This window comes from Terriglobia bacterium (genome assembly GCA_020072815.1).
In the GTDB taxonomy this organism is placed as follows: domain Bacteria; phylum Acidobacteriota; class Terriglobia; order Terriglobales; family Acidobacteriaceae; genus Angelobacter.
Genome location: JAIQGE010000002.1, coordinates 213,491 through 237,239 on the forward strand (window position 1 = coordinate 213,491; position 23,749 = coordinate 237,239).

Genomic DNA, 23,749 nt, shown 5'->3' on the forward strand with positions numbered 1-23,749 from the left:
TCCAGCGCCGAAGGCGCGGCATAATGGTAGCCGCGGCCGTGAGGCCTGGGTAGGCGATGAAAAATAATTGAAGCCCCTTCAGGGGCGGCACAAACGAATTAGGAGACAGATTTGCCGGTACCAATTTCCCAGATGTGGACGGTCGCGAGCTACGTGCTTAAACAAAAGCTCGCGGGACGCAAGCGCTATCCGCTGGTGCTGATGCTGGAGCCGCTGTTCCGCTGCAACCTGGCGTGCGCCGGCTGCGGCAAGATCCAATATCCGGCCCACATCCTCAAGAAGGAACTGTCTCCCGAAGAGTGCTTCAAGGCGGTGGAAGAGTGTGGCGCGCCCATGGTCTCCATCCCCGGCGGCGAGCCGCTGATGCATTCGCAGATTGACAAGATTGTGGAAGGCCTGGTGGCCCGCAAGAAATACATCTATCTGTGCACCAACGCGCTGCTGCTGAAAGAAAAGCTTGACCTGTTCAAGCCCAGCAAGTACCTCACGTTTTCCGTGCACGTGGATGGCGAACGCGAACACCATGATTTCTCCGTGTGCCGCGAAGGCGGATACGAATTGGCCATCGAAGGCATGCGCGAAGCGCTGAAACGCGGCTTCCGAGTAACGACGAACACGACGCTCTTTGACGGCGCCGATCCCAGCAGCGTCCGGGCCCATTTTGACCAGATGATGGAACTGGGCGTGGAGGGCATGATGCTCTCGCCCGGCTACTCTTACGACAAAGCTCCCGACCAGAAACATTTCCTGGGCAAAGCGCGCACCAAACGGCTGTTCCGGGCCATCTTGTCTAACCGCAAAAAGACGTGGCAGTTCAACCAGTCCACTTTGTTTCTGGAATACCTGATGGGCGAACGCGAATACACCTGCACGCCCTGGGGCATGCCCACCTACAACATCTTCGGCTGGCAGAAGCCCTGCTACCTGCTCCAAGACGGCTACGCTGATACCTTCAGCGAGCTCATGGAAGCGACCGCCTGGAACGAGTACGGCACTGAGTCGGGCAATCCCAAGTGCGCCAACTGCATGGTGCACAGCGGATACGAAGCGTCCGCGGTGGACGACGGCTTTGGTTCACTGCGCGGCTTTATGGCCATGGTCCGGGCCACGCTGTTCACCGCGCATCGCGACGAAGGCGCCCTGCGGCTGCTGGACGAGCCGGTGAAGCCGGTGCACAGCTACAATCCGCTGGTGCAGATTGAAGCGACGGCGAGTGATCTTGAGGAGACCCGGGCATGAGCGGCTCAGCTAATGGGAGACAGGCCGTCGAAAACCCGGAGCGGCTTGCATCGGAGCAGCTTGCTAAAGACACCGACGCACTGGAAGTGGTCCCCGGCTTCGCCCATGAAAAGCTGGAAGGCTGGATACCCGAGCTGGCCGGCGAAGAAGAAGTCCGCCAGGCGCTGGAAAAGGCATTTGACTATCGTGGCGACGTGACGCTGACCCGCAAAAACGGAACCAAAGTTGAGGGCTACATCTTTGATCGCAGGACGGGGAAAACGCTGGGCGATTCCGTGGTCCGGCTGTATCCCAAAGACTCGGGCGAGAAGCTCTCCGTGCCCTATTCCGACATTGCTGCGCTGGCCTTTACCGGACGCGACACCGCCGCCGGCAAAAGCTGGGAAGCCTGGGTGAAAAAATACTGGGCCAAGAAGGCCGCCGGCGAGCAGAACATCCAGATCAAGCCGGAGAGCTTGGAGTAACATCCCGAACGGAGTGAGGGATCCCTTTTAGCCGCGAAATCTTATGGGCAACAAAAGCATTCCGAAGCGCGCCAGAAGAAAGAAGGGGCAAGCCTCGACCGCGACATCCCACTTGCGACAGGATGACGAGTCAGGGAGCGCCGCTGATAAACAGGTTAGGCTCGCAAGAAAGATATTGGAAGAGCATCGAAAAACCCTAGAGGCGCTTGCGAGAACCTAGCATTTCCGAGTTCGATTATTCCAGACGCGGCTGTTTTCTGTTGCAATAGGGACCCCTCCCTGCGGTCGGGGTAAAGACTGAATGAAGGCCTTCGTCACAGGAGCCACGGGATTTGTGGGCAGCCACGTTGCACGCGCGCTGGCTGGCCAGGGCGCGGACTTGCGCCTTCTCGTCCGCTCCGGCAGCAAACTGGACAATCTTGCCGGCCTCAACGCTGAGACCGTCGTCGGCGACCTGCGTGAACCCGCGTCGCTCAAGGGAGCTATGCAAGGCTGCGAATTCGTGTTCCACGTTGCGGCCGACTATCGCATATGGGTGCGCGATCCGGAGGAGATGTACAAAGCCAACGTGGAAGGCACCAAGGCCGTGATCCAGGCCGCGCAAGAAAGCGGCGTACGACGCGTGATCTACTGCAGTTCGGTGGCGACCATGGGCTTTACCGCCAGCGGCCAGATCGTGGATGAAGCCACACCGGTGTCGCTCGATGACATGGTGGGGCCTTACAAGCGGTCCAAGTTCATGGCGGAGCAGATTGCGCTGGAAGCCGGACGCCGCGGCGGCAACGTGGTGGTGGTGAATCCCACCACGCCCATCGGCGAGCAGGACATCAAGCCCACGCCCACCGGCCGCATCGTGGTTGATTTTCTCAAGCGCAAATTTCCCGCCTACGTGGACACCGGCCTGAACCTGGCGGACGTGAAAGAAGTTGCGCGCGGACATGTGCTGGCCATGGAGAAAGCCAGGCCGGGCGAGCGCTACATCCTGGGCGGCGAGAACCTCACGCTCAAGCAGATTCTGGACAAGTTGGCTGCATTGACCGGCTTGCCTTCGCCGACGATGAAAGTGCCGCACGCCGTGGCCATGGGATTTGCGGCGCTGGACCAATTTTTCGTCGGAACCGTGATGGGCAAAGAGCCGCGGGCCACGATTGACGCGGTAAAGATGGGGCGCAAGATTATGTTTGCGTCGTCGGCCAAAGCGGAGCGCGAACTTGGCTACAAGGTTCTTCCGGTGGAAGACGCGCTGCGTCGGGCGATCGACTGGTTCCAAACACATGGATATGTGCAGGCGGCCCCGCAAGCCGCGGCGGTGCGCGCATGAGCTGCCGGGTGGCCATCATAGCCGCGATGGAGCGTGAGTTGAAGCCTCTCATACGTGGCTGGGCCCTGAATATTCTGACCGCCGGCGGCAAGCCGCTGGTCTGCTATGAAAATCGCGACACCGTGGCTGTTTTCAGCGGCATGGGCAACAAGCGCGCGGAGCAAGCCGCGCGCGCGGTGGTGGAGCGCTACCGGCCGCAGATTCTGGTTTCTGCGGGCGTGGCCGGAGCGTTGATCCGCAGTCTGAAAGTCGGCAACGTGGTCCTGCCCAACGTGATTGTGGATGGCGCCACGGGCATCGAATATCGCTGCGCTGTCGGTGGACAGGTGATCGGCGGCGGTGTTCTGGTGAGCACGTTTGAAATCGCCGGCAAAGCATCCAAAGCGGAGTTGGTGGAATGCTTCCACGCGCTCCTGGTGGACATGGAGGCAGCCGGCGTGGCCAAGGTGGCCATGGAGAAGGAAGTGGGCTTCCGCTGCGTGAAGGCCATCTCCGACGAATACGACTTTGCCATGCCGCCGCTGGGCCGCTTTGTGGGCCCGGACGGAAATTTTCAGACGGGCGCGTTCGCCCGCTGGGTAGCGGTGCGTCCGCAGTATTGGGCGGCGACTCTGGCCCTGGGCCGCAACACGCGCCGGGCGGTGCGCGCGCTGTGCGACTGGCTGGGCAAGAACCTGGACGGCCTGCAGGCAGCCAAAGTTGTTACACTGGATGGAGAGTTCTCCAACGGGCGGCACTGAATGTCAACGTTGACCAAGCCGGAATTGGGCATGCAAGGAAGGATTCCTTCCACCATGCAGGCCGCTGTCTATCGCGGCGTGAATGATGTCCGTCTGGAAACCGTCCCGGTGCCGGAGATCGGACGCGGCGAAGTGCTGGTCCGCGTGCATACCTGCGGAATCTGCGGCACGGACTTGAAGAAGATTGCCACCGGGTCGCACTCCGCGCCGCGCGTCTTTGGGCATGAGACCGCCGGCCAGATTGTCGCCACCGGCGCAGGCGTGGAGAATTTCAAGATCGGCGACCGGGTGATGGTGTTCCATCACATCCCGTGCGGCGAGTGCTATTACTGCCGCCACAAAGTTTTCGCGCAGTGTCCGGTCTATAAGAAGGTAGGCGCCACGGCGGGTTTTGAGCCCAGCGGCGGCGGCTTTGCCGAGTACGTCAGGGCCATGGATTGGATCGTCCGCAAAGGCGTGGTGAAGATTCCTGACGGCGTTTCTTACGAGCAGGCGTCGTTCATTGAACCGGTCAACACCTGCATGAAGGCCATGGAAGCCCTGCGTTTGCAGAGCGGCGAAACCGTGCTGGTCATCGGGCAAGGCCCCATTGGGATCATGCTGGCGGTACTGGCCAAGCGGGCTGGTGCGACCGTGGTAACTTCCGATTTGTATCCCCAACGCCTTAAAATGAGTGAGGCGTTCGGATTACGGCACAACGTGAACGCGTCGTCGGCCGACCCCATGGAGCGGGTGCGGGAATTGACTGACGGCCGCGGCGCCGACGCGGTCATCCTGGCGACGGCAGGCAATAGCCTGGTTCGCCCGGCGATTGACGCCGCGCGGCCGGGCGGACGCGTGATGCTGTTTGCGCAGACGCAGCGCAGTGAAGTGGCCATTGATCCGTCGGCGGTTTGCGTGGACGAAAAGACGCTGCTGGGTTCCTACAGCGCGTCTGTGGACTTGCAGGACGAGAACGTACGGCTGGTGTTCAGCGGCGGAGTTGATTTTGCCCGGCTGATCACCCACCGCTTTCCGCTGAGCGAGGCGGTGGAGGCGCTGCATCTGGCGTCGCATCCTGGACCGGAGTCAATGAAGGTTGTGATCCAACCTGGAATGGAGTGGGCAAAGATTTGAAAGGGCAAATGACAGCGGCCGTCCTTTATGGCAAAGAGGACGTGAAAATCGAAAAAGTCCCCATTCCAACCCTGGAACGCGGCGAAGTGCTGGTCAAAGTCAACGTGGCGCTGACCTGCGGCACGGACCTGAAAGTGTTTCAGCGGGGCTATCACGCGCGCATGATTGTGCCGCCGGCGTTGTTCGGGCACGAGCTTTCCGGCGTGATCGAAGAAGTTGCTCCGGACGTGCGCGACTTCCGCCGTGGCATGCGCGTCGTGGCATTGAACTCCGCGCCTTGCGGCGCTTGCTTCTATTGCCTGAAACACCAGGAAAATCTCTGCGAAGATCTGCTGTTCAACAACGGCGCGTACGCCGAGTACATCAAGATTCCGCGCCGCATTGTTGAAACCAATATGCTGGCCCTGCCTGATGACGTGACGTTTGAATCTGCGGCCATGACCGAGCCGCTGGCGTGCGCGCTGCGCGGCCTGCAGGAGACAGGCGCGGACATCGGAGACACGGTGACGGTGATCGGCGCCGGTTCGCTGGGCCTGATGCTGATGCAGGTGGCCAAGCTGACCGGATGCAAAGTGATTGCCGTGGTCAAGCGCGATGAGCAAGTGAAATCAGCGCTCTACTTTGGCGCAACTGACGTGGTACAGACCACCAAGGTCAAGGACCCGGTGGACGCCATCATCAGCGCGACCGAAGGACGCGGTTCAGACGTGGTGATTGAAGCTGTGGGGCGTCCGCAGGCGTGGCAATGGTCGGTGGACATGGTGCGGCGCGGCGGCGTGGTGAATTTCTTTGGCGGATGCGCCACCGGCACCAAGGTGGAACTGGACACCAACCGCATGCACTATTCCGAGCTCACGCTCAAGGCTACGTTCCATCACACGCCGGAAACCGTGCGCAAAGCGTTCTCATTGATCGCGGAAAAGAAAGTGAAGAGCACTGACTACGTTACCGGGGAAGCGCCGCTTTCCAAACTCAAGCAGGTCTTGCAGCAGATGCTGGACCGTGGGAGCCAGATCAAGACCGCGATTATTCCCGGTCACTGATCATGTCCGTTTCGCCTGCCAATTCTTCTCCCGTCCCCGCTTCGGCCCTGGGATGGAACGCGCTGCCGGAGTCGTACCGCATTCCGGAAGCAGCGCCTTCGCTGGCCGACGCGCGCGCGTATTGTGAGCGCCTGGCCAAGACCCATTACGAAAATTTTTCCGTCGCCACGTGGTTTCTTCCGGCGAAACTCCGCCAGCATTTCTACAACGTCTATGCCTACTGCCGCATTTCCGACGATCTGGGTGATGAAGTCGGCGACGCGCAACAATCGCTGGAACTACTGGACTTGTGGGAGGAGGAGTTGAACGCCTGCTACGCCGGCGCACCGAAGCATCCGGTGTTTGTCGCTCTGGCGGAGACGGTCAGGCAATGCGGAATTCCCAAGCATGAGTTTTCTGATCTGCTGATCGCCTTCCGCCAGGACCAGACCATCACCCGCTTTCCGACGTTTGACGACGTTCTCGCCTACTGCAAGTATTCCGCGAATCCGGTCGGTCACCTGGTTTTGTACCTCTGCGGCTACAGTGATGCCGAGCGTCAGCAGCTTTCTGACTACATATGCACCGCGCTGCAACTCGCCAACTTCTGGCAGGACGTGACCGTGGACTACGGCAAAGGCCGCATCTACCTTCCGCTCGACGGCCTGCGGCGCTTCGGCGTATCGGAAGACGACATCGCGCAGCGCCGGGCGACGCCCCAATTCATCGAGCTGATGAAGTTTGAAGTCCAGCGCGCGCGTGAGTGGTTTGAGCGCGGGCTGCCGCTGATCAAGATGGTCAACAAAGAATTGGCCATTGACCTGGAACTGTTCAGCCGCGGCGGCCAGGAGATCCTGAACGCCATTGAACGCCAGGGATATGACGTGCTCGGCCACCGGCCGGTGATTTCAAAATCGCGCAAGCTCCTGCTGGTGGCGCGCGCCGCGGCAGGCAAGCTACTGTGACCCACGACCAAATCACGCACGCTTATGCGGTCTGCAAAGGCGTGGCCCGGCGCGAAGCCAAGAACTTCTATTACGGCTTTCGCGTGCTGCCTTCGGACAAGCGCAACGCCTTCTGCGCGGTGTACGCGTTCATGCGGCACGCCGACGATATCGCCGACGATCCAGCAACGGAAGTCGCGCAGAAACGGCAGAAGCTGAACGAGTGGCTGGACGCCGCGCGGCAGGTGTTCGCCGGCCGTCCCACCGACGATCCGGTGCTGATGGCGGTGGCTGACGCGCAGCAGAGATTCAAGATCCCGCAAGACCTGTTCGAAAAACTGGTGTACGGCACCGGCATGGACCTGGACATTCCTCCGCCCTCGGGCGATACGCCGGCGGTCTTGTGCGATACGTTCGACGATCTCAAGCACTACTGTTACTACGTGGCGTCCGTGGTGGGGCTGGTGTGCATCCACATCTTTGGTTATGAAGACCGCAAAGCGGAGTTTCTGGCGGAAGACTGCGGGCTGGCCTTCCAGTTGACCAACATTCTCCGCGACGTGAAGGAAGACTCCGCGATGGGGCGGATCTATTTTCCCCAAGAAGACTTGGCGCGCTTCAATCTGACCGCAGAAAACTTCTCCCGTGCGGCGCTGGCCGACCCGGCGCAGGCCCAGAATCTACGCGCTCTGCTGGAATATCAGGCGGAGCGGGCGCGCCGCTATTACGAATCGGCCAAGTGGCTCATGGAACTGGTCCACGAAGACAGCCGCGGTGGCCTGTGGGTGCTGGTGGAAATCTACAGCCGGCTGCTCAAGAAAATCACCGAGCGCAACTATGATGTCTTCACCGAGCGCGTGAGCCTGAGCCTGTGGGAAAAGATGACGGTGCTGGCCCGCGGCTTCATGTTGCGCATCGCATGAACTCAGCTTCTCATCCAAAGACTGTAGGAGTGGTCGGCGGTGGTCTGGCCGGCCTGGCCGCAGGGTGCGCTCTGGCCGATGCCGGATTGAAAGTCACGTTGTTTGAACGCCGGCCCTACGTCGGCGGACGCGCTTCTTCTTACGAACATCCCGGCACCGGCGAAGTGGTGGACAACTGCCAGCACGTTCTCTTTGGCTGCTGCACCAACCTGATTCATTTCTATGAGACGCTGGGCGTCGCCGACAAGATCGGGTGGTCCAGCGAGATCAACTTCGTCGAGCCAGGAGGGCGCATTACGAAATTCGCGCCCAGTGTGCTTCCCGCGCCGCTGCACAACGTTCCGGCATTCATCGGCTCGCCGCTGTTCTCGCTAATAAGTAAGCTGGCGATTGCGCGCGGATTGACGGCGATGCTCAAAGGCCTGCCCCAGGATTCCAGTGAGAATTTTCTTTCCTGGCTGCGCCGCTACAAGCAGACGCCACAGGCCATCCAACGCTTCTGGGAGCCGGTGCTGGTTAGCGCGCTCACGGAGGACTTGGACCGCATCTCGGTGCGCTACGCGACCAAGGTGTTTCGCGAACTGTTCCTGATCTCCGCCGAAGGCGGAAAGATGGGCGTGCCCGCCATCCCGCTTTCTGACTTGTACGCGGCGGCGGTGAACTACATACGCAGCCGCGGCGGGGAAGTGCTGCTGCGGACCACGGTGACGGGGTTCTCTCCGTCGGAAAGCGGCGTGACCGTCACCAGCAATGCGGGCGACCAACATTTTGACTTCGCTGTACTGGCCGCCCCGTTTCAGACCGCAGCAGGCCTGCTTCCTGCCGACCCGACCGGCGAAGACTTGAGGGCCAAACTGCAGCACTTTGAGGCCACGCCGATTACCGGCATCCATCTGTGGTTTGACCGCGAGATCACGCCGCTGCCGCACGCCGCGCTCATGGACCGGACGATCCAATGGATGTACCAGAAATCGAAGCTGCAGGAGAACCGTGAAGGGCCGGGCAGCTACCTGGAGCTGGTGGTGAGCGCGTCCAAGTCGCTGGTGCCCAAGTCGCGGGAAGAGATCCTGGAGCTGGCGCAGCGCGAGCTGGCGGAATTCTTTCCTGCGGCCAAAGACGCCAAAGTAGAGAAGGCGGCGGTGATCAAAGAAGTTTATGCGGCGTACGCAATTCTGCCCGGGCTGGACGAATTTCGTCCGGAGGCGGTTACCGGCTGGCCACGCGTTTTCCTGGCGGGCGATTGGACGGCCACCGGCTGGCCCGCGACCATGGAAGGCGCGGTGCGCAGCGGCTACATGGCGGCGGAAGAAGTGACCGCGTCATTCGGGCAGCGGCAGAGGTTTCTCGTCGCCGACATGGCGAAGGCGGGGTTGATGAAACTGTTGGGGTAAACCTTAACCACAAAGATGCGTACCCAGGCCTTCCGGCCTGGGCTAACTCATACCGCGCCTCCGGCGCTGGACGTTTGCCAGGGGCAGAGTCTCGCAGGCCCGTTCGCGCTATATTGAAGTTCGTTCCCTGATACCTATCCGTCTTAGAAGCTCATCCTCACCGCAAACTGGATCTGCCGCGGGTTAAAGACGGCGCGCGGCGTCCCGTATGTGGGATTGGGCGAGCCCTCCAGGAAATGCTGCGTCGGCGAGCAGCCTTGCGCCGTGGCGTTGAAGTTGCAGAAGTCAGCCGCGCCGTACACGGTGTTGAAGAAGCGCACGTTCACGGTGTTGAACAAGTTGAACGCTTCAGCAATCGCTTCAATGCTGAGCTTCTCCGTAGCTTTGAAGGTGCGGGCGGCGCGCAGATCAACGGTCTGGTAGGTGTCGCCCTTGAACGTGTTGCGCGGCTCGATGCCGACGCGGTCGTTGTTGCCAAAGATGTCGCCATTGGCGTCAAAGCCGGCAAACTTGCTGAAGTAGTTGGGCGATTGCAGCGTGACGATGGTCCCCAGGCGGAAGTTGTTCAGCAGGGCATTCATGTGCGTGGGACCTTCCACCGTGGCGTTGAGCACAAAGCGCTGGCCTACGCTGTCCGAAGACAGAGCGCGCTCGGCCTTCAGGTTCTTACTGTCCTGCGGGATGAGCACAAAGCTGGGGTTGGGACCGTCATCAATTCCTTTCGACCACGTGTAGCTCAGGCCGGCGCTGAAGTGATGGCTCATGCGCTTGTTCAAGTTGACCAGCAAGCCGTTCCACTCAGAATTCCACTTGGACGCAGCTTCAAAATAGACTGCATAGAGCACCGGGAAACCGGGCGCGGCGCTACGCGAGCCGGGAATGCCCGGCGCAGCGAAGTAGGTGTTCTTGATTCCGGATTGTCCCTGCGAGTTGTGGACCGTGACCTGACCGCTGGGGTCAGGTTGGTTCACGTTGAAGAAGCTTCCCAGGTGGACGCCCTTGGAGCGCAGCAAGCTGATGTCCAGCGCGGAGTCCTGCGTCGGCTGCAAGGAAAGGCCAAGACTGGTCTGGATGCCATAAGGCGCGGCGTGCGTTTTGTCGAAACGGGCGATGACCGCGTCGCCAAAGAAGCCGCAACCAGCCACGGTGCCGCCGGGACAGAAGCCGAGCGGCGCAGCGTCAGGATAAGCGCCGCCCAGAATGTCCGCGAGCGCGATCGAAGTGATGTTGGGCGCGCTGGCGAAGGCAAACAGGCGCGTGGTGGAGTTCAAAGAGTCTTCGTTCGGACGGCCGGGGTACGGGCCGGACGTTCCGCCGCAGGAAGGCTGCTGGCAGGCGAGCAGCGGCATGGGCAGGATTCCATGGAAAATTCCGGCGCCGCCGCGCAGCACCACGTTGTATTTCCCGCCAAAGTTGTAAGCGAACCCGGCGCGCGGATCAAACTGCTTCATTTCGTTGTTCAGGGCGGCAGCAGGGAAGGTCTCAAACTGGTAGCGCAGGCCATAGTTCAGGGCCAGATTGTTGGTGGGATGCCAGCGGTCTTGAACGTAGAAACCTGTGTAGGTGTGGCCGATGGTCCCCCTGGCCTGGTTGGCGACGTTGCTGGGAATGCGCTGGCCGGCAAACACGGACGGGTTGAAGGAAGGCTCGGTGAACGTCGGCGACTGGAACCGCTCGAAGAAAATTACGGAAGGCGCGCCCGCTTCCAGGCTGAAAGGACACTGCGCGGCAAACAAACATCCGAAGTCGGCCTCAAAGGGATAGAACAGAGGGAATGATTCGGTGGTGCGGACGTAGTTGAAGTCGCCGCCAAAGCCGATGCTGTGTTTGCCTTTCTGCCAGGTCACGTTGTCCGTGATTTCTTCCCGGGTTTCGCGATACGAGTCCGGGTTGCCGCGGTTCACGCCCATGGTGAACGTATTGAGGACTTCCATGTGCGGCTGGGTGGTGTCCGTGGGGAAGTCAAAAGTGCGGTGGGCAAATTGGCCGCGCAGTTCGTTGTTCAAATTGGGCGACAACACAGAATTCAAACTGCCCACCAGCGACTGGTCGCGGAGAAAGTTGTCTTTGAAGCCGGACGGCATGTCGAACCCGTCATTGAGCGGGGAAACGTTGGTCAAGCGGCCGTCATTGAAGAAATAACGGAAGAAAGAATACTGGTGGTCGTTGAAGGAGTGGTCCAGCTTCAGTACAAAGTTGTCATAGTCGCTCTTGCGGTTGACGTTGAGTTGTTCCGTCTTCAGGCCAAAGTTGGTCTTGAATTGATTGATGGCCGGGAGATTGGCCAGGATCACAGAATTGTAAAACGGGTTCTCATTGCGGCGCTGGCCTTCATAGTTGCCGAAATAAAATGTCTTGTCTTTTTTTATCGGTCCGCCCAGGGTAAAGCCAAATTGGTTCTGCTGCAGCTTGTTGAGTCCCGGCGCGGCCAGAATGCTTTTGGCGTCAAGAGCGTCATTGCGCAGGTATTCGTAGAGGCTGCCGTGGACGTCATTGGTGCCGCTCTTGGTGATGATGTTGACGATGCCACCCACGGCGCGTCCGGCCTCAACGCTGTAGGTGTTGTTGATGACGCGGAACTCGCGCACCGCTTCTTCGGAAGGCGTAGTCTTCTGCACACCGGAGGCGGTGGAGATGTTGTCGGCGCCATCCACGGCGATGAAGTTGTAATGGATGTTCTGTCCGGCAAAAGAAAGCTTGGTCACCGGCTCAATAATCACGTCGGTGCTGCCGGAGGTGGTGTCGCCGATGGTCACGCCCGGCGCCAGCAGAGCGAAGTCAATGAACTGGCGTCCGTTCACGGGAAGGTTGCGGATCTTTTCTTCGCTGATGACCGAATCCACCGAGGTGCGCGTGACTTCGATGAGCGGTGCTTCGGTGGTGACGGTAACGCCTTCGGTCACCGCGCCGGGAGAGAGCGTGAAATCCAGGTTCGCCGCCTGGCCGATCACCAGCCGCACGGTGCGCGATTGCGACTGGAAAGAGCGCGCTCCCGCGGTGATTTTGTACTGGCCCACGGGCAACTGGGCAATCTCATACTCGCCGGCGCTGTTGGTAGTGACCGTGCGGGCAAAGCCTGTTTCCGTATTGGCTGCTCTTACCGTGGCACTGGTCAGCACGGCGCCCGATTTGTCGAAGACTTTCCCTTGCAAGGACGCGGTGATGGTTTGCGCCGAGGCGAAAAAGCTGGTCAAGGACAGCGCGAAGCAAAGAACGATCGGGCGAAGCTTCATGGGACCCTCCGGGCAGCGTGCAAAAAACAGGGTCGGATAGTATTAAGCTTTACTAATAAATGTCAATTCAGATATAGGTCATGGGGCGAAGTGCCCGGCAGCGTTCAGTTTCATTTTGGAGCGTCTTTTGCCAGAAACGCTTTCCAAAGCACTGCCGATCTTGCCGTTTCCTTCAAACGACGAAAGCAATAGGCGATTGATTTCACCAAGTTTGCTTTTCCGGTTCTAAGGCTACTTCGCCAGCAGGGCCACGCCGATGCACACCAGCGCCGCGGCAATCCAGCGGCGACGGTCAACGTTTTCGTGCAGGACGAACTTGGCCATCACCGCCGAACATATAAAGGTTAGTGAAGCCGAGGCCGGCGCGACTAGGCTGGCGTCGCCCCAGGAGAGCGCCGTGAGCAGGCAGAAGAAGCTGAAGATGAGGCAAGCCAGCGCACAGAGAAAAATTTTATTGCCGGCAACGCGGCGAATTACCGCGAGCAACCCATGCTCCGCGCGGAGCGCGTCCAGATCGCCAATGCGTTTCATGGCGGCGGAGAGCAGCACGTCACCCGCGCTGGAGGCCATCACCAGCAGGCCAATCGCCGACCAGACCTTAAGCAAGTTCATGCTGGCCCTCCACTGGCGCTATGGTTGTTGCCGGATGTTCCGTGCGTGAAGGTCCGCGAGCCACCAGGCCCACGCCGCAGGTGATGAGCAAGACGCCGGCCCATCGCCAGGGGCTGATGAACTCATGCAGAAAATACTTTGACCACAGCGCCGTCACCACGTATCCCAGGGCGGACGCGGGAAGCACGAAGGTGAGGTCGGCCCAGGAAAGCGCGGTCAGGTAGGAGTAGAAGAAGCCGGCCAGGCACGCCATCCCCAGGATGATCCAGGGATTCACAAACGCGCTGAAGATGTGCGTCCAGTGGCCCATGCTGATCTGGCCCAGGTCATCCATGCCGCGTTTCAGCATCACGTCGCCGGTGCCGTTGCAGCAGGCGATGGCCATGTAGATGAAGATTTTCTTCCAGTTCACTTGCGCGTCAGTCTCCGGCGACCTGGGTTGCGGGCTTTTCCGCTTCCCGGCGTGCCGTGTCCGCGCGCATTTCCTTGGCCGCGCGATTGCGTGCCGCGCGCAGCTTCATGAATGACTTGGCTTCTTTGTACAAGCGCTTGCGGTCTTCAGAGTTGAATGCGGCTTTGCGCACAATGCGGAAGACGGCCTTGGGACGGAAATAATATTCGTCGTAAAACTTGTGGACCATCTCCAGCACGTGCTCGCGCGGCAGTCCGGGATATTGGATCTGCGCCACCTGGTGGCCGCCATCGTCCACCATGCGCTCGTTGCCCACGATGAAGCCGTTCTTCTTGGCGAAGTCGTACATCTCCGTGCCCGGGTAGGCGTGGGCGATGGACACCTGGATGGTTTCCACGTCCAGCTCTTTCGCAAAATCAATAGTGCGGCGGATGGACTCTTTGGTTTCGCCCGGCAGGCCCAGAATGAAGTCGCCGTGGACCAGCAGTCCCAGTTTCTTGGTGTCTTTGGTGAACTGGCGCGCGCGTTCCACGGTGGCGCCTTTCTTCACGTTCTTCAGGATCTGCGGATCGCCGCTTTCATAGCCCACGATCAGCAGGCGGCAGCCGGCATCGCGCTGGGCCTTCAGCGTTTCGTAATCGGTGGTCACGCGTGAGGTGCACGACCAGGTCAGCTTCAGTGGCTTGAGTTTTTCGCTCAGCTCAATGGTGCGCGCCTTCTGGATGTTGAAAGTGTCATCGTCAAAGAAATATTCCTTCACCCACGGCCAGTATTCTTTGGCCTGGGCCATCTCGCGGGCAATCGCGTCAGTGGATCGCTTGCGCCAGGCGTGTCCGCTCAGCGTCTGCGGCCATAGGCAGAAAGTGCACTGCGCCGGGCAGCCGCGCGTGGAGTACAGCGCCACAAAAGGATAGAGCAGAAACGGAACGTTGTAACGGCGGACGTCCAGGTCGCGGTAGTAAACGTCTGTGACGTTGGGCAGCGCGTCCAGGTCCTGGATGTCAGGACGGTCAGCGTTGTGGACGACTTTGCCGTTGGCGTCGCGATAACTGATGCCCAGGATTTCTGAAAGCGGTTTGCCGTTGGCGTACTCGACGACAGAGTAATCAAATTCGCGGCGGCAGATGAAATCAATGGACGGGCAATCCTGCAGCGTGCGTTCCGGCAGCGTGGTCACGTGCGGGCCCACAAAAGCGATCTTCAGCTTGGGGTTGGCCTCTTTCATCTTGGCGGCCAGCCGGATGTCGCCAGGGAAGCCCGGAGTGCTGGTGAACAGCACCAGGAACTCATACTGCTTGACGAGTTCAATGGTCTCTTCCGCGCTCACGTGGTGCGGAGCGGCGTCCAGCAGGCGCGAGCCTTCCAGCATGCCCGCCGGATAAGCCAGCCACACCGGATACCAGTACGACTCAATCTCGCGGGTGGCCGGCCAGCGCGAGCTGGCGCCACCATCAAAGTTCTCAAATGACGGGGGGTTGAGAAATAGCGTTTTTAATGGCATGTGTTTTGTTGCTTCTCTTTTCCTGGTTCCTGGCCCAGATTTTCGTGTCCCAACCTTGCTTTTGCCCTTGGGACACTTCCATCCCCGCACGCCGCATCGGGCGCGCTTAGGGGACGCTTAAGAATTCTATACTACCATCTTCCCGCCAAGGCTAAATAGCAGAGAATCCAAGCGGTTAGAAGCCAAGGGTGAGTGGGCGAATGGTGCATCCGGCGGGGTAGGGCATTTACCGCAAAGGACGCAACGGGCGCGAAGGGGGGACCGGGTGGGCGCGGCAGGCTTGAGCCTGCCGGCCAAGCCCCGGACCTTCAGTCCGGGGAAAAGGCTGCATGGGAAAATGAATTCCTGGCGCCGCAGGCCCGCGCGCAGCGAGGCGGAGCGCCAAAGCGATTTGCGAGAACTCTGGAATCGCTTCAATGTTCTTGGAGATGACCTTGCTTTAGGTGACAATATGGTTAGAAGCTTCTATGGCATTTAAGAAAGCCCCGCCTCGTCCTGCTGTGCCGGATAGCCCAGATGAGTTGTTCCGGGACTTACCACGGCGCAAGATTCCCGACGTATTACCACACCAGCGCGAGATCATGCGCAGCTATGCGGCAATGCAAGCGGATGTCGCCGATGTAGCATTCCAGCTTCCGACTGGTAGCGGAAAGACTCTCGTTGGGTTGCTCATCGGGGAGTGGAGAAGACGAAAGAACCAAGAAAAAGTTGTCTATCTCTGTCCAACCCGGCAACTGGTTAACCAGGTTGTGGAGCAGGCAAAGGACAAATACGGTCTTACGATCATCCCTTTTCTCGGATCGATCAGAGATTATGAGCCAAATCGGAAGGCCGAGTACAAGAGCAGCGATAGAATTGCCGTGACGACATATAGCAGTCTCTTTAATACGAACCCTTTCTTCAAAGACGCTGATGTCTTGATCGTGGACGACGCCCATGCTGGTGAGAGCTACATATCCAAGCTGTGGACGCTCTCAGTTTCACGAAATAATCCGAAACATGGAGTAATCCACGCTGCTCTCCTTGAAGTCTTGAAACCACTTTTGGATCCCGCCACATTTGTACGCGTTTCCGGCAAGTGGGAAGGAGGTGTCGACCGGAACTGGGTCGACAAGATCCCGAGTCCCGACATCATTAGTGTGGATGACGAGATTACGGAGATTTTCGACGTCTACGCCGAAGCCGCTGATCTGCATCATTCATGGTCCATGGTCCGAGGGCACCTGCGAGGCTGCAATTGCTACGTGTCTGGCGATGAGATCTTGATCAGGCCACTCATTCCACCCACATCGACGCATCCGCCCTTCTCGCAGCCGAAGCAGCGCATATATATGTCAGCCACATTGGGTGCAGGCGGCGATTTGGAGAGGCTTGTAGGCCGTAGTCCTATCAAGCGTCTCGCGGTACCTCAAGGGTGGGATCGACAGGCTGTGGGTCGGAGATTTTTCATATTTCCTAGTATGTCATTGGGTGATGAAGAGACTGTCGCCCTTAGACGGGAAATGATGCGGATCGCGGGGCGCAGCCTTGTATTAGTGCCCAGCGATCGTTTGCGGAACCAAATAGCAGAGGATGTCGAAAGTTCCCTCGGGTTCCCAACATTTAGTGCGGATGACATTGAGAAATCAAAGAAGAAGTTTATTGGCTCTAAGGAAGCAGTGGCGGTTGTAGCAAACAGGTACGATGGCATCGATTTTCCGGGTGACGAATGCAGGCTTCTTTTCATAGAGGGGCTCCCCAAAGCCATGAACATCCAAGAACGCTTTCTCATGGCGCGAATGGGGGCCAACGTGCTTTTTAATGAGCGAATTCAGACCCGTGTTCTGCAGGCGATTGGAAGGTGCACTCGATCACTCGAAGATTATTCGGCTGTCGTGATTTCCGGCGATGAATTGCCCGACTATCTCGCTGACGCCAAGAGGAGAAAATTCCTTCATCCCGAGCTTCAAGCAGAGTTACAGTTTGGCGTTGAGCAGTCAAAAGGTGTCGCGGTAGAAGATGTTCTTGAGAATTTCCAAATATTCCTGCGAAACGATAAGGAATGGGAACAGGTAAACGAGCAAATCGTGAGCGGGCGGAAGCAGATGGCCCAGCTTCCGTTTCCTGCACTGGATGAATTGGCAGCCGTTGTCGCTTACGAAATAGATTTTCAAGATGCCTTGTGGCAAGGAGACTATGAATCTGCATGTGAAAGTGCCGAGCGCGTATTGGGTGGCTTAGCCAAACCGGATCTTCGCGGTTATCGGGCTTTGTGGCATTACTTGGCTGGAATTGCAGCTTGGCTTGCCTCGGCCGAGGGCGTCCCTGATTTCGATACCAAGGCTCGTACCCACTTCGATCAAGCTAAAAAGGCCACTACGGCGGTGCCTTGGCTAGCGCGATTATCACGATATGGTCTGAAAAAGGCTGGATCCGCGGCCCAAGATGACGACGGCCAGAATGAAGCCGTTGTGATGGAACAGGTTGAGCGACTGGAGGCGGTTTTGACTGATTTAGGAACTACCCATGATCGTTCATTTGCACGACGAGAGAAAGAGATTCTTGATGGTCTGGCATCGGCTGAGCAGTTCGAAGTTGGGCATAGACTGCTGGGTGAGCTACTTGGTTTCGAAGCGGGGAAAATTGAACAAGACGGCTCGCCTGATCCGTGGTGGTTAGCGGGGAAATACTGTTTGGTCTTTGAGGATCACGCTGCGGCACAAGATGATGGCTTAGTCGATGTCAAGAAAGCTCGACAGGTGTCATCCCATCCCGCGTGGATGCGTGACAATGTCCAGGGCAGCTCTGGCGCAGAGATACTTCCGGTTTTGGTCACGCCTGTTAAGAAGGCTAAATCGACTGCGATGCCACATCTCAAGGCCGTCAGTATTTGGCCCTTGAGTGAATTCCGAGCCTGGGCCAATTCATCTTTAAGCACTGTCAGGGAGTTGAGAAAGACCTTTGTCGAAGCTGGAAACCTTATTTGGAGGGCGAATGCAGCAGAAGTGCTGAAGTCGCGAGGAATCGCGGCGCCGACTTTGTTTTCAAGGTTGAAGGGAAAAATTGCCGCAAACTTTCTCAGATCAGTTTCCTAAGTTAGCCTGTCTGCCTCAGCGAGACTTCCGCGCTCCGCGGAGCTGCGCGCGGGCCGACGGCAGTAAGGAAGGGGCGCTTCCCGGATTCTTACCCGGGGCTTACGCACCCGGGCTAGGCTCTTTCGCCCTTCGGGCTGGAGAGCGGTGAGGTAAATTCGTCCTGCACAGCCGGGGGCGCCTCCACCCCGCCGCACGAGGCGTGCGCCAGGGACCCGGGCTGTGCCACACGAGTCCGGGCAGGAGCAGCGAGGTACACTGTCCTATTTCGCCATTGATTCGTAGGCGAACAAAAGGTATAATAGCTCAGCCATTAGCACTTAGCCTTTGGCCATTAGCCAACCCAAAAAACATCAAGCTCAATGGCGCGACCGTGACCCGGGAGAATGGCCAGATTCGACGCGATTTGAGGCCGGTTTGACGTGATTGGGGCCCGATTCGGAGGCTAATTCCTTCGGTCGAGTGAGCTAAGCCCTTTGGAATCCTAGATGAGGCCATAGGGGGGTGGGGGACGCCGCGCGAAAGCGCGGCAAGATCGCCGGAATCGCCGAAATCGCACGACATCGCCGTGATCGGAAAGACAAAAGAAATGAGTGAGACTGTGTACAGGAACGGGAATTCAACGGTCGCATGCAAGGCGCCAGAGGCGCGGTATGCGTATTACCGCCGGTGCCGGGAGTTCAAGAAGAACGGTGAGCAGTGCAAAGCGCCGGCAATGAAAGGCGCGCACATTTGCTACAGCCATGCGGGGCAGAGGGAACTGGCGGAGCGCCGGGATGCGCAGCGGCGGGGGTTGTTGGAAGAGGTGGTCCGGCGGATGCGCAGCCGGGGAAGGCCGGAGTTTCAGACGGCGGACGTCTTCATGGATTTCAATGCCATACAGATGACGCTGGCGGTGATGGCGCAGGCGCTGATTGACGGTCGCATCGATTGCAAGACGGCTGGACGGCTGGCGGTAGTGGTCCAGATGGCGGCGAAGCTGCTGCGCCTTTACCACAGAGGTCACAGAGGGGCACGGAAAACAGCCTTAACCACAAAGGACACGAAGGATCACAAAGGAAAACCGGAGCCAGTTGGCCGCGAAGGACGCAACGGAACATCCACCACCCACGGCGCGCCGGGGCCGGCGGAGGCACGGAGACACGGAGAAGCGAGCGTGAGCCGCTGCGCGGCTGGTCTAGATGGTTCGACTCGCGGCATGCCGCTCACTCACCATGACAAGTTGAAGCGCGGCGGTTTGCAGCGCCGCGCAGCATTCGCGTTACCACTGATCAGCACTGATGACACAGATCAGCTCAAGGCAAGATTGTCCAAAGAGGCAAGGTCTCCAGAATTGCCAGAAGCACCGGAATTGCCAGACCGGCCAAGATCGCCTGACCGGCCAAAATCGCCAGACCTGCAAGAACTGCCAGGGCGGCTCAGCCTGCCCAGATCGTCGGGTTTGATGATGGTGGAAGGCACGAGGAGGGTAGGCGTCGCCAAGATGGAGCAGGTCGAAGCAGCATGAGCTGAGGCGAGGTCGAGCAGAATGCAACACTGGCTGGGTATCCGGTCGAGATCACGATCTTTGACAACTTAATCTTCGACAGCTTAATCTTTGACAACCTGGAAACGACAACCTGGAAACTCTGGGCTCTTGCGCGCGGGGATAGGCGTATTCGCGGGTGGGATGTTATCCTTGTGTGTGCATGATTTTCCTCTGCACGGAGGGGTTACTTGGCAGAAGTTCGTTTACAGGAAGGCGAGCCGCTGGAGAACGCGCTGCGCCGGTTCAAACGCAAGGTCCAGGCGGAAGACATCATCAAGGAAGTCAAGCGGCACTCGTATTACCTGAAGCCGGGTGAGAAGAAGCGCGTGAAGCAGGCCCTGGCGCGCAAGCGCGCGAAGAAGAAAATTCGCAAAGACCGCGAATCCCGTCCCGACCGCGACTAATCGCCCGCCCCCATCCGCCCTAAACGGCGGTCCGCTGGAATTCTATAAAATGTGAGGGATTGGTCCATCCAATCCCTCGCTCGTTTGCGCAAAACGCCCGCGAATCTTGACTCGCGGACTCCTGCATGCATTTTCTTCAGCCCACCTTTGGCCGGAAAAAGCACGACAATATCAGGTCCGCAAACGCTCCAAGCGCCGTAGGCGCGAACACAAGTTAGCCCACCGGGAGACGAGCGAATGCGAAGCCGTAACGGTGGGTAGGCATGAAGAGAGACACGAGAGCCCCAGCGGGGCGGCACAAATCATGCGCTGGCCGGGCCGACGACGCGGTCCCCGTCTTGCTGCCCGACGCCGGCAATCAGGACGCTACCCGTTTGTGGTCCGGTATCCCCAGAACGCGCCGTATCTCTTTCGCAGAGTGTCCGTGTTTCTTGACCAAGTCTGTTAATTCTTCTTTGGTTACTCCCAGAGCCTTGGTCCAGTAGCGGACTTCGTAGTCTTCCTGGAGACTGATCAGGAGTCGGTCCTTGGGCCCGCGGATGGTCTTGTTGTCTGGCATGGTAGTGCCTCCTTACCTGCAGATTGGATGCCTGGCAAGACATCGTTGTGCCGGACAGCCCAAGATTTGCGTCCGTTTCTTTTCTGTCACTCTCAAGCCGGGTGAATAACCTCTACGGGGAAAGACCCGGAGTCAACTTTCGATAGCCGCCGCCAACCTGGCGGTAGTAGCCGGGGCCGTCGGGGCCGTTCTCCATCCAGTCGGTGGCGTGTCGCATAAAGAAAGTCTCACCGGTTTCCGGATCGTGAGCATACTCGGTCCCCAACTGCCGGTTGTACGTTGACGACTCTGAAGCTGACCCGCGCCTGCCCAGGTCCGTGCCGGGAGTAGGTCTGTACTGTGCCTGGCAGCGGATGGATCCGCTGGCCAGGACGGCAATCACGCCCAGCGACGGCCACAACTCTTTAGGTCCCCTGGCTGTGCGGAAGATAAGCACATAGCCGCCCGTGGACATGGGATAAACGGAATACATGGCCGTGGTGTGCGTGTACGCATTCTCGAAGTCCTGCACGAACATCTCGCCATACTGCTGGACTTGCGACATCTGCTGGATGGGGCCTTGCCCTAACGCTTGGCTCGCCTCTTCCACCTTCTGCTGCACGCATGCCCGCGGGTCAGCACAGTAGGGCCTTCGGCCCTGTATGAATACCGCGGTGAACGCTTCGATGGTGTAGGCGCCGCTGAAAGTGCCGTTTCCAATGGAAAAGCCCTTGCCGTCGGGGAGAACACCGGTCACCTTCCAGCCAGCGGGAGCTACTGCGCTGCAAAAGCCTCCCTGCAAGGGGAAAGCCGGGATTCCGCCGGTTGGAGCTTGCGCCACTCCCTGGGACGGAGGTTGCTGAGCTGGTGGCACGGCGCGCGGTCCCGGAGCGATGGGCCCAGCGCCGGGAGCAATGCCACGTTGGCCGACTGAAAAACTTTGCTCAATACTCACGAAGGCCGGTTCCAGCGAACTCAACTGGTCCATGGGGACGGAAAACATCAGCGCGAATCCGCGATTGCCCACGGAAATTCCAATGATGCGCAATGCGGAAGGCTCGCCGCGCGGGTTGGTCCCGGTAAAGACGACAGCATATGCCGGCTGGCCGGCTACCGTGGGCTGGTCTTCGCGCACCAACTCCAGTCCTTGCCATTGCGATTGCAGTTGCCCTGCCAACTGCGAGCAGATTTCTTGCGCGCTGGCTGTGGTCTGCAGCGCGAGAATCGTGACGTAAGCCGGCGGCGCCGCGATCTGCACTGTGTTTTCGTCCAGGGCCGTTGCCTGCCAGCCCTGCGGGACGCCTACCGCAAAGCGGCCCTGCCGGTCACGGAAGACGTTACTGCGCGGTTGGGCGCCGCTTGCCAGGACGGGCAAGCTGAGCGCACTCACTAGCAATGAGAAGATAATTTTGCGGAAGATAATTTTGCCAACCATAACGTCCTCCATTTGCGCTGGCGGAGCGGAGGTGAGGACCGGACTTGCGAAACCCGCCTGCATGCGCTCGGCATCGAAGACCGGGCCGTACCGCGGACCGCTTATGGTCGGGACATCGAAGGAATGAGCTTCACAGCCAGAAACAGCCGGAATGTAAGGCCAGATCTCACCTGTCTGTATTTATCCGTCCCAGCGTGCAGGCAGCGCAGTGACCCCAGTCACGGCACAGTGTGCGAAGCCAAGGCCTCGTATTTCATCTCCAGTGGTATCCGGGAGTGCTAAAATCGCATGTAGGTAAGAGCGCCCCTCTCGTCTAAGTTGACTCTGTTCGTAACCATCGCCCCTCGCCGATAGCAGAGTCGCCGCAAAAAGGAGTTCTCCCATGCGTCGCAGTGTTTACATTTCTCTCATCATCCTGGCATCTCTAGCCACAGCCATCTATCTCGCGAGTTGCGGAAGTGGAACGCAATCCATTTCAACCACAGCTACATCCGTCAACGTGCACGTCAGCGATCCCGCCACCTGCGGAGCGCCGCAAGGCCAGTTCAGCCACGTCTATGTGACCATCACCGATGTGCTGATCCATCAGAGCGCCACTGCCGCAGTCAACGATGCCGGATGGGTTGACCTGACTCCGGACTTGAAGGGCGCGCCCATGCAGATAGACATGCTTGGGTTGGCGACCAACCAGTGTTTTCTGGCCACGCTGGGTTCCACGGGAATCCAGCCGGGCACGTATCAGCAGATCCGCGTGATGCTGGCCGATAACTCCGCTACGGTCGCCGGCAACAAATGCGGCAGCGCGGCCAACTGCGTGATGCTCACCAGCGACTTGAGCAACACGCCGCATGCGCTGTTGCTTTCCTCGGAGTCCAAGACCGGCATCAAGATTCCTTCCGGCCAGCTTGCCGGGGGCCAGTTCACGGTTGCCGCGGGACAAGTCAAGGACTTGAACATTGACTTCAACGCCTGCGCGTCCGTTGTGGTGCTGGGCAATGGGCAGTTCCGGCTGAAACCGGTGCTGCACGCGGGTGAGGTTTCCACCACCTCCGCGTCCATCTCAGGTACAGTGCTGGACGGCGTAACCCGGCTGCCCATCGTCGGCGGCACCACCGTAGTGGCTCTCGAACAGAAAGACATCCACAACGTGGACCGCGTGATCATGGAGACGGTTGCCGGCGCGAACGGCGCCTTTGTCTTCTGCCCCGTGCCTGCCGGCACATATGATGTGGTGGTCACGGCGATCAACGCAGCAGGGACTTCTTATGCGGCCACAGTGATCACCGGCGTGCAGCCCGGCAACTCGTTGGGCAACGTTCCCCTCACGGCGGCGGCGCTTCCGGCTTCCATCAAAGGCCAGGTCACAACCAGCACCGGCAGCGCGGCCACGCCAGCGGACCTTGAACTCTCAGCTTTGCAGTCCATTACTGTGAACGCCACCAACGTGCTGATTACTACTCCGCTTCCGCAACTTCCGGCCGCTACGGCTACGCTGGTAACGGCTCCGGCGGTCGCTCCGGCCACTTGTCCGGCGAATACTGATTGCGTGAGTTACACGCTCGCGGTGCCTGCGGCTAACCCCAGCGTGGGCGCGTTCGTCACTACCGGGAACCAGACGCCGGCGCCGCCGCCCGCGGGCACGGTCACTTACACCATGGACGCCCTGGCCTTTGTTCCCGGCTCGGCCGGCGTTGCCAACTGCAACCCTGCCGCCCTGCAGACCGTTCAAACCAGCGCAAGCACACCGCTGACCGCGACGGCGGGAATCTCGGTCACGGCCGCAACCATGGCGTTCACCGGGTGCCAGTAACGATTCAGTGGGCGGCGCTCATACCCGCTCAGGTTCTGAGGGTGC

Annotated in this window: 19 protein-coding genes; 13 read left to right on the plus strand and 6 right to left on the minus strand. The window is 59.3% G+C overall.

Annotated features, from left to right (window positions below; translation table 11 throughout):
• Positions 1-111 precede the first annotated feature (111 nt).
• The 9 genes from hpnH (at position 112) to hpnE (ending at position 9,160) form a co-directional block, all read left to right on the plus strand.
• Positions 112-1,239 (plus strand): adenosyl-hopene transferase HpnH, encoded by a 1,128-nt coding sequence (gene hpnH, locus LAO20_04870; GenBank protein ID MBZ5530743.1) that lies wholly within the window; start codon positions 112-114, stop codon positions 1,237-1,239.
• Positions 1,236-1,703, plus strand: a complete 468-nt coding sequence (locus tag LAO20_04875) for a hypothetical protein (GenBank protein ID MBZ5530744.1) — start codon at positions 1,236-1,238, stop codon at positions 1,701-1,703. Before hpnH ends, LAO20_04875 begins: the two co-directional genes overlap by 4 nt.
• A gap of 301 nt (positions 1,704-2,004) precedes the next feature.
• A complete protein-coding gene (locus LAO20_04880; protein MBZ5530745.1) occupies positions 2,005-3,024 on the plus strand; it encodes an NAD-dependent epimerase/dehydratase family protein in 1,020 nt (339 codons plus the stop codon).
• Entirely contained in the window at positions 3,021-3,764 is a 744-nt protein-coding gene (locus tag LAO20_04885; protein MBZ5530746.1) for a phosphorylase, read from the plus strand. The genes LAO20_04880 and LAO20_04885 overlap by 4 nt, the downstream gene beginning before the upstream one ends.
• Positions 3,765-3,794: 30 nt before the next feature.
• Positions 3,795-4,880 carry a zinc-dependent dehydrogenase gene (locus tag LAO20_04890; protein MBZ5530747.1) on the plus strand — a complete coding sequence of 362 codons (1,086 nt, stop codon included), beginning with the start codon at positions 3,795-3,797 and terminating at the stop codon, positions 4,878-4,880.
• An 8-nt stretch (positions 4,881-4,888) separates the two neighbouring features.
• The gene (locus LAO20_04895) at positions 4,889-5,923 is read left to right on the plus strand and encodes a zinc-binding dehydrogenase (protein ID MBZ5530748.1); all 1,035 of its coding nucleotides are present in this window, start codon (positions 4,889-4,891) and stop codon (positions 5,921-5,923) included.
• A 2-nt stretch (positions 5,924-5,925) separates the two neighbouring features.
• Positions 5,926-6,867, plus strand: a complete 942-nt coding sequence (hpnC, locus tag LAO20_04900; GenBank protein ID MBZ5530749.1) for a squalene synthase HpnC — start codon at positions 5,926-5,928, stop codon at positions 6,865-6,867.
• On the plus strand, positions 6,864-7,769 hold the full coding sequence (locus LAO20_04905) for a phytoene/squalene synthase family protein (GenBank protein MBZ5530750.1): 906 nt from the start codon (positions 6,864-6,866) through the stop codon (positions 7,767-7,769). Before hpnC ends, LAO20_04905 begins: the two co-directional genes overlap by 4 nt.
• On the plus strand, positions 7,766-9,160 hold the full coding sequence (gene hpnE, locus LAO20_04910) for a hydroxysqualene dehydroxylase HpnE (protein ID MBZ5530751.1): 1,395 nt from the start codon (positions 7,766-7,768) through the stop codon (positions 9,158-9,160). Before LAO20_04905 ends, hpnE begins: the two co-directional genes overlap by 4 nt.
• Before the next feature lie 143 nt (positions 9,161-9,303).
• On the opposite strand, the gene LAO20_04915 is transcribed toward hpnE, so the two are convergent.
• The 4 genes from LAO20_04915 to hpnJ form a co-directional block, all read right to left on the minus strand.
• Positions 9,304-12,393 (minus strand): TonB-dependent receptor, encoded by a 3,090-nt coding sequence (locus LAO20_04915; GenBank protein MBZ5530752.1) that lies wholly within the window; start codon positions 12,391-12,393, stop codon positions 9,304-9,306.
• Positions 12,394-12,624: 231 nt separating this feature from the next.
• Positions 12,625-13,005 carry an EamA family transporter gene (locus tag LAO20_04920; GenBank protein MBZ5530753.1) on the minus strand — a complete coding sequence of 127 codons (381 nt, stop codon included), beginning with the start codon at positions 13,003-13,005 and terminating at the stop codon, positions 12,625-12,627.
• Positions 12,992-13,390 (minus strand): DMT family transporter, encoded by a 399-nt coding sequence (locus LAO20_04925; GenBank protein ID MBZ5530754.1) that lies wholly within the window; start codon positions 13,388-13,390, stop codon positions 12,992-12,994. Before LAO20_04925 ends, LAO20_04920 begins: the two co-directional genes overlap by 14 nt.
• A 34-nt stretch (positions 13,391-13,424) precedes the next feature.
• The gene (hpnJ, locus tag LAO20_04930; protein ID MBZ5530755.1) at positions 13,425-14,918 is read right to left on the minus strand and encodes a hopanoid biosynthesis associated radical SAM protein HpnJ; all 1,494 of its coding nucleotides are present in this window, start codon (positions 14,916-14,918) and stop codon (positions 13,425-13,427) included.
• Between the two features lie 467 nt (positions 14,919-15,385).
• Here hpnJ and LAO20_04935 point away from each other — a divergent pair, with 467 nt between their 5' ends.
• From LAO20_04935 to rpsU, 3 genes are all read left to right on the plus strand, one after another.
• Positions 15,386-17,992 carry a DEAD/DEAH box helicase family protein gene (locus LAO20_04935; GenBank protein ID MBZ5530756.1) on the plus strand — a complete coding sequence of 869 codons (2,607 nt, stop codon included), beginning with the start codon at positions 15,386-15,388 and terminating at the stop codon, positions 17,990-17,992.
• 586 nt (positions 17,993-18,578) lie between these two features.
• The gene (locus tag LAO20_04940; protein ID MBZ5530757.1) at positions 18,579-19,496 is read left to right on the plus strand and encodes a hypothetical protein; all 918 of its coding nucleotides are present in this window, start codon (positions 18,579-18,581) and stop codon (positions 19,494-19,496) included.
• Between the two features lie 209 nt (positions 19,497-19,705).
• A complete protein-coding gene (gene rpsU / locus LAO20_04945) occupies positions 19,706-19,921 on the plus strand; it encodes a 30S ribosomal protein S21 (GenBank protein ID MBZ5530758.1) in 216 nt (71 codons plus the stop codon).
• A gap of 358 nt (positions 19,922-20,279) precedes the next feature.
• Here the strand turns inward: rpsU and LAO20_04950 are convergent, their stop codons facing one another.
• Together LAO20_04950 and LAO20_04955 are read right to left on the minus strand one after the other, a co-directional pair.
• The gene (locus LAO20_04950; protein ID MBZ5530759.1) at positions 20,280-20,480 is read right to left on the minus strand and encodes a DUF3606 domain-containing protein; all 201 of its coding nucleotides are present in this window, start codon (positions 20,478-20,480) and stop codon (positions 20,280-20,282) included.
• A 112-nt stretch (positions 20,481-20,592) separates the two neighbouring features.
• Positions 20,593-21,894 (minus strand): DUF1795 domain-containing protein, encoded by a 1,302-nt coding sequence (locus LAO20_04955; protein ID MBZ5530760.1) that lies wholly within the window; start codon positions 21,892-21,894, stop codon positions 20,593-20,595.
• Positions 21,895-22,276: 382 nt separating this feature from the next.
• On the opposite strand from LAO20_04955, the gene LAO20_04960 reads away from it, so the two are divergent.
• Positions 22,277-23,704, plus strand: a complete 1,428-nt coding sequence (locus tag LAO20_04960; protein MBZ5530761.1) for a DUF4382 domain-containing protein — start codon at positions 22,277-22,279, stop codon at positions 23,702-23,704.
• The last annotated feature ends 45 nt before the right edge of the window (positions 23,705-23,749 follow it).

Excerpts from the sequence above, each read along its gene's own strand:
- LAO20_04875 (MBZ5530744.1), top strand. The coding sequence starts at position 1,236 with ATGAGCGGCTCAGCTAATGGGAGACAGGCCGTCGAAAACCCGGAGCGG.
- LAO20_04880 (MBZ5530745.1), top strand. The coding sequence starts at position 2,005 with ATGAAGGCCTTCGTCACAGGAGCCACGGGATTTGTGGGCAGCCACGTT.
- LAO20_04885 (MBZ5530746.1), top strand. The coding sequence starts at position 3,021 with ATGAGCTGCCGGGTGGCCATCATAGCCGCGATGGAGCGTGAGTTGAAG.
- LAO20_04890 (MBZ5530747.1), top strand. The coding sequence starts at position 3,795 with ATGCAAGGAAGGATTCCTTCCACCATGCAGGCCGCTGTCTATCGCGGC.
- LAO20_04895 (MBZ5530748.1), top strand. The coding sequence starts at position 4,889 with ATGACAGCGGCCGTCCTTTATGGCAAAGAGGACGTGAAAATCGAAAAA.
- hpnC (MBZ5530749.1), top strand. The coding sequence starts at position 5,926 with ATGTCCGTTTCGCCTGCCAATTCTTCTCCCGTCCCCGCTTCGGCCCTG.
- hpnE (MBZ5530751.1), top strand. The coding sequence starts at position 7,766 with ATGAACTCAGCTTCTCATCCAAAGACTGTAGGAGTGGTCGGCGGTGGT.
- LAO20_04915 (MBZ5530752.1), bottom strand. The coding sequence starts at position 12,393 with ATGAAGCTTCGCCCGATCGTTCTTTGCTTCGCGCTGTCCTTGACCAGC.
- LAO20_04920 (MBZ5530753.1), bottom strand. The coding sequence starts at position 13,005 with ATGAACTTGCTTAAGGTCTGGTCGGCGATTGGCCTGCTGGTGATGGCC.
- LAO20_04925 (MBZ5530754.1), bottom strand. The coding sequence starts at position 13,390 with ATGGCCATCGCCTGCTGCAACGGCACCGGCGACGTGATGCTGAAACGC.
- hpnJ (MBZ5530755.1), bottom strand. The coding sequence starts at position 14,918 with ATGCCATTAAAAACGCTATTTCTCAACCCCCCGTCATTTGAGAACTTT.
- LAO20_04935 (MBZ5530756.1), top strand. The coding sequence starts at position 15,386 with ATGGCATTTAAGAAAGCCCCGCCTCGTCCTGCTGTGCCGGATAGCCCA.
- LAO20_04940 (MBZ5530757.1), top strand. The coding sequence starts at position 18,579 with ATGAGTGAGACTGTGTACAGGAACGGGAATTCAACGGTCGCATGCAAG.
- LAO20_04950 (MBZ5530759.1), bottom strand. The coding sequence starts at position 20,480 with ATGCCAGACAACAAGACCATCCGCGGGCCCAAGGACCGACTCCTGATC.
- LAO20_04955 (MBZ5530760.1), bottom strand. The coding sequence starts at position 21,894 with ATGGTTGGCAAAATTATCTTCCGCAAAATTATCTTCTCATTGCTAGTG.
- LAO20_04960 (MBZ5530761.1), top strand. The coding sequence starts at position 22,277 with ATGCGTCGCAGTGTTTACATTTCTCTCATCATCCTGGCATCTCTAGCC.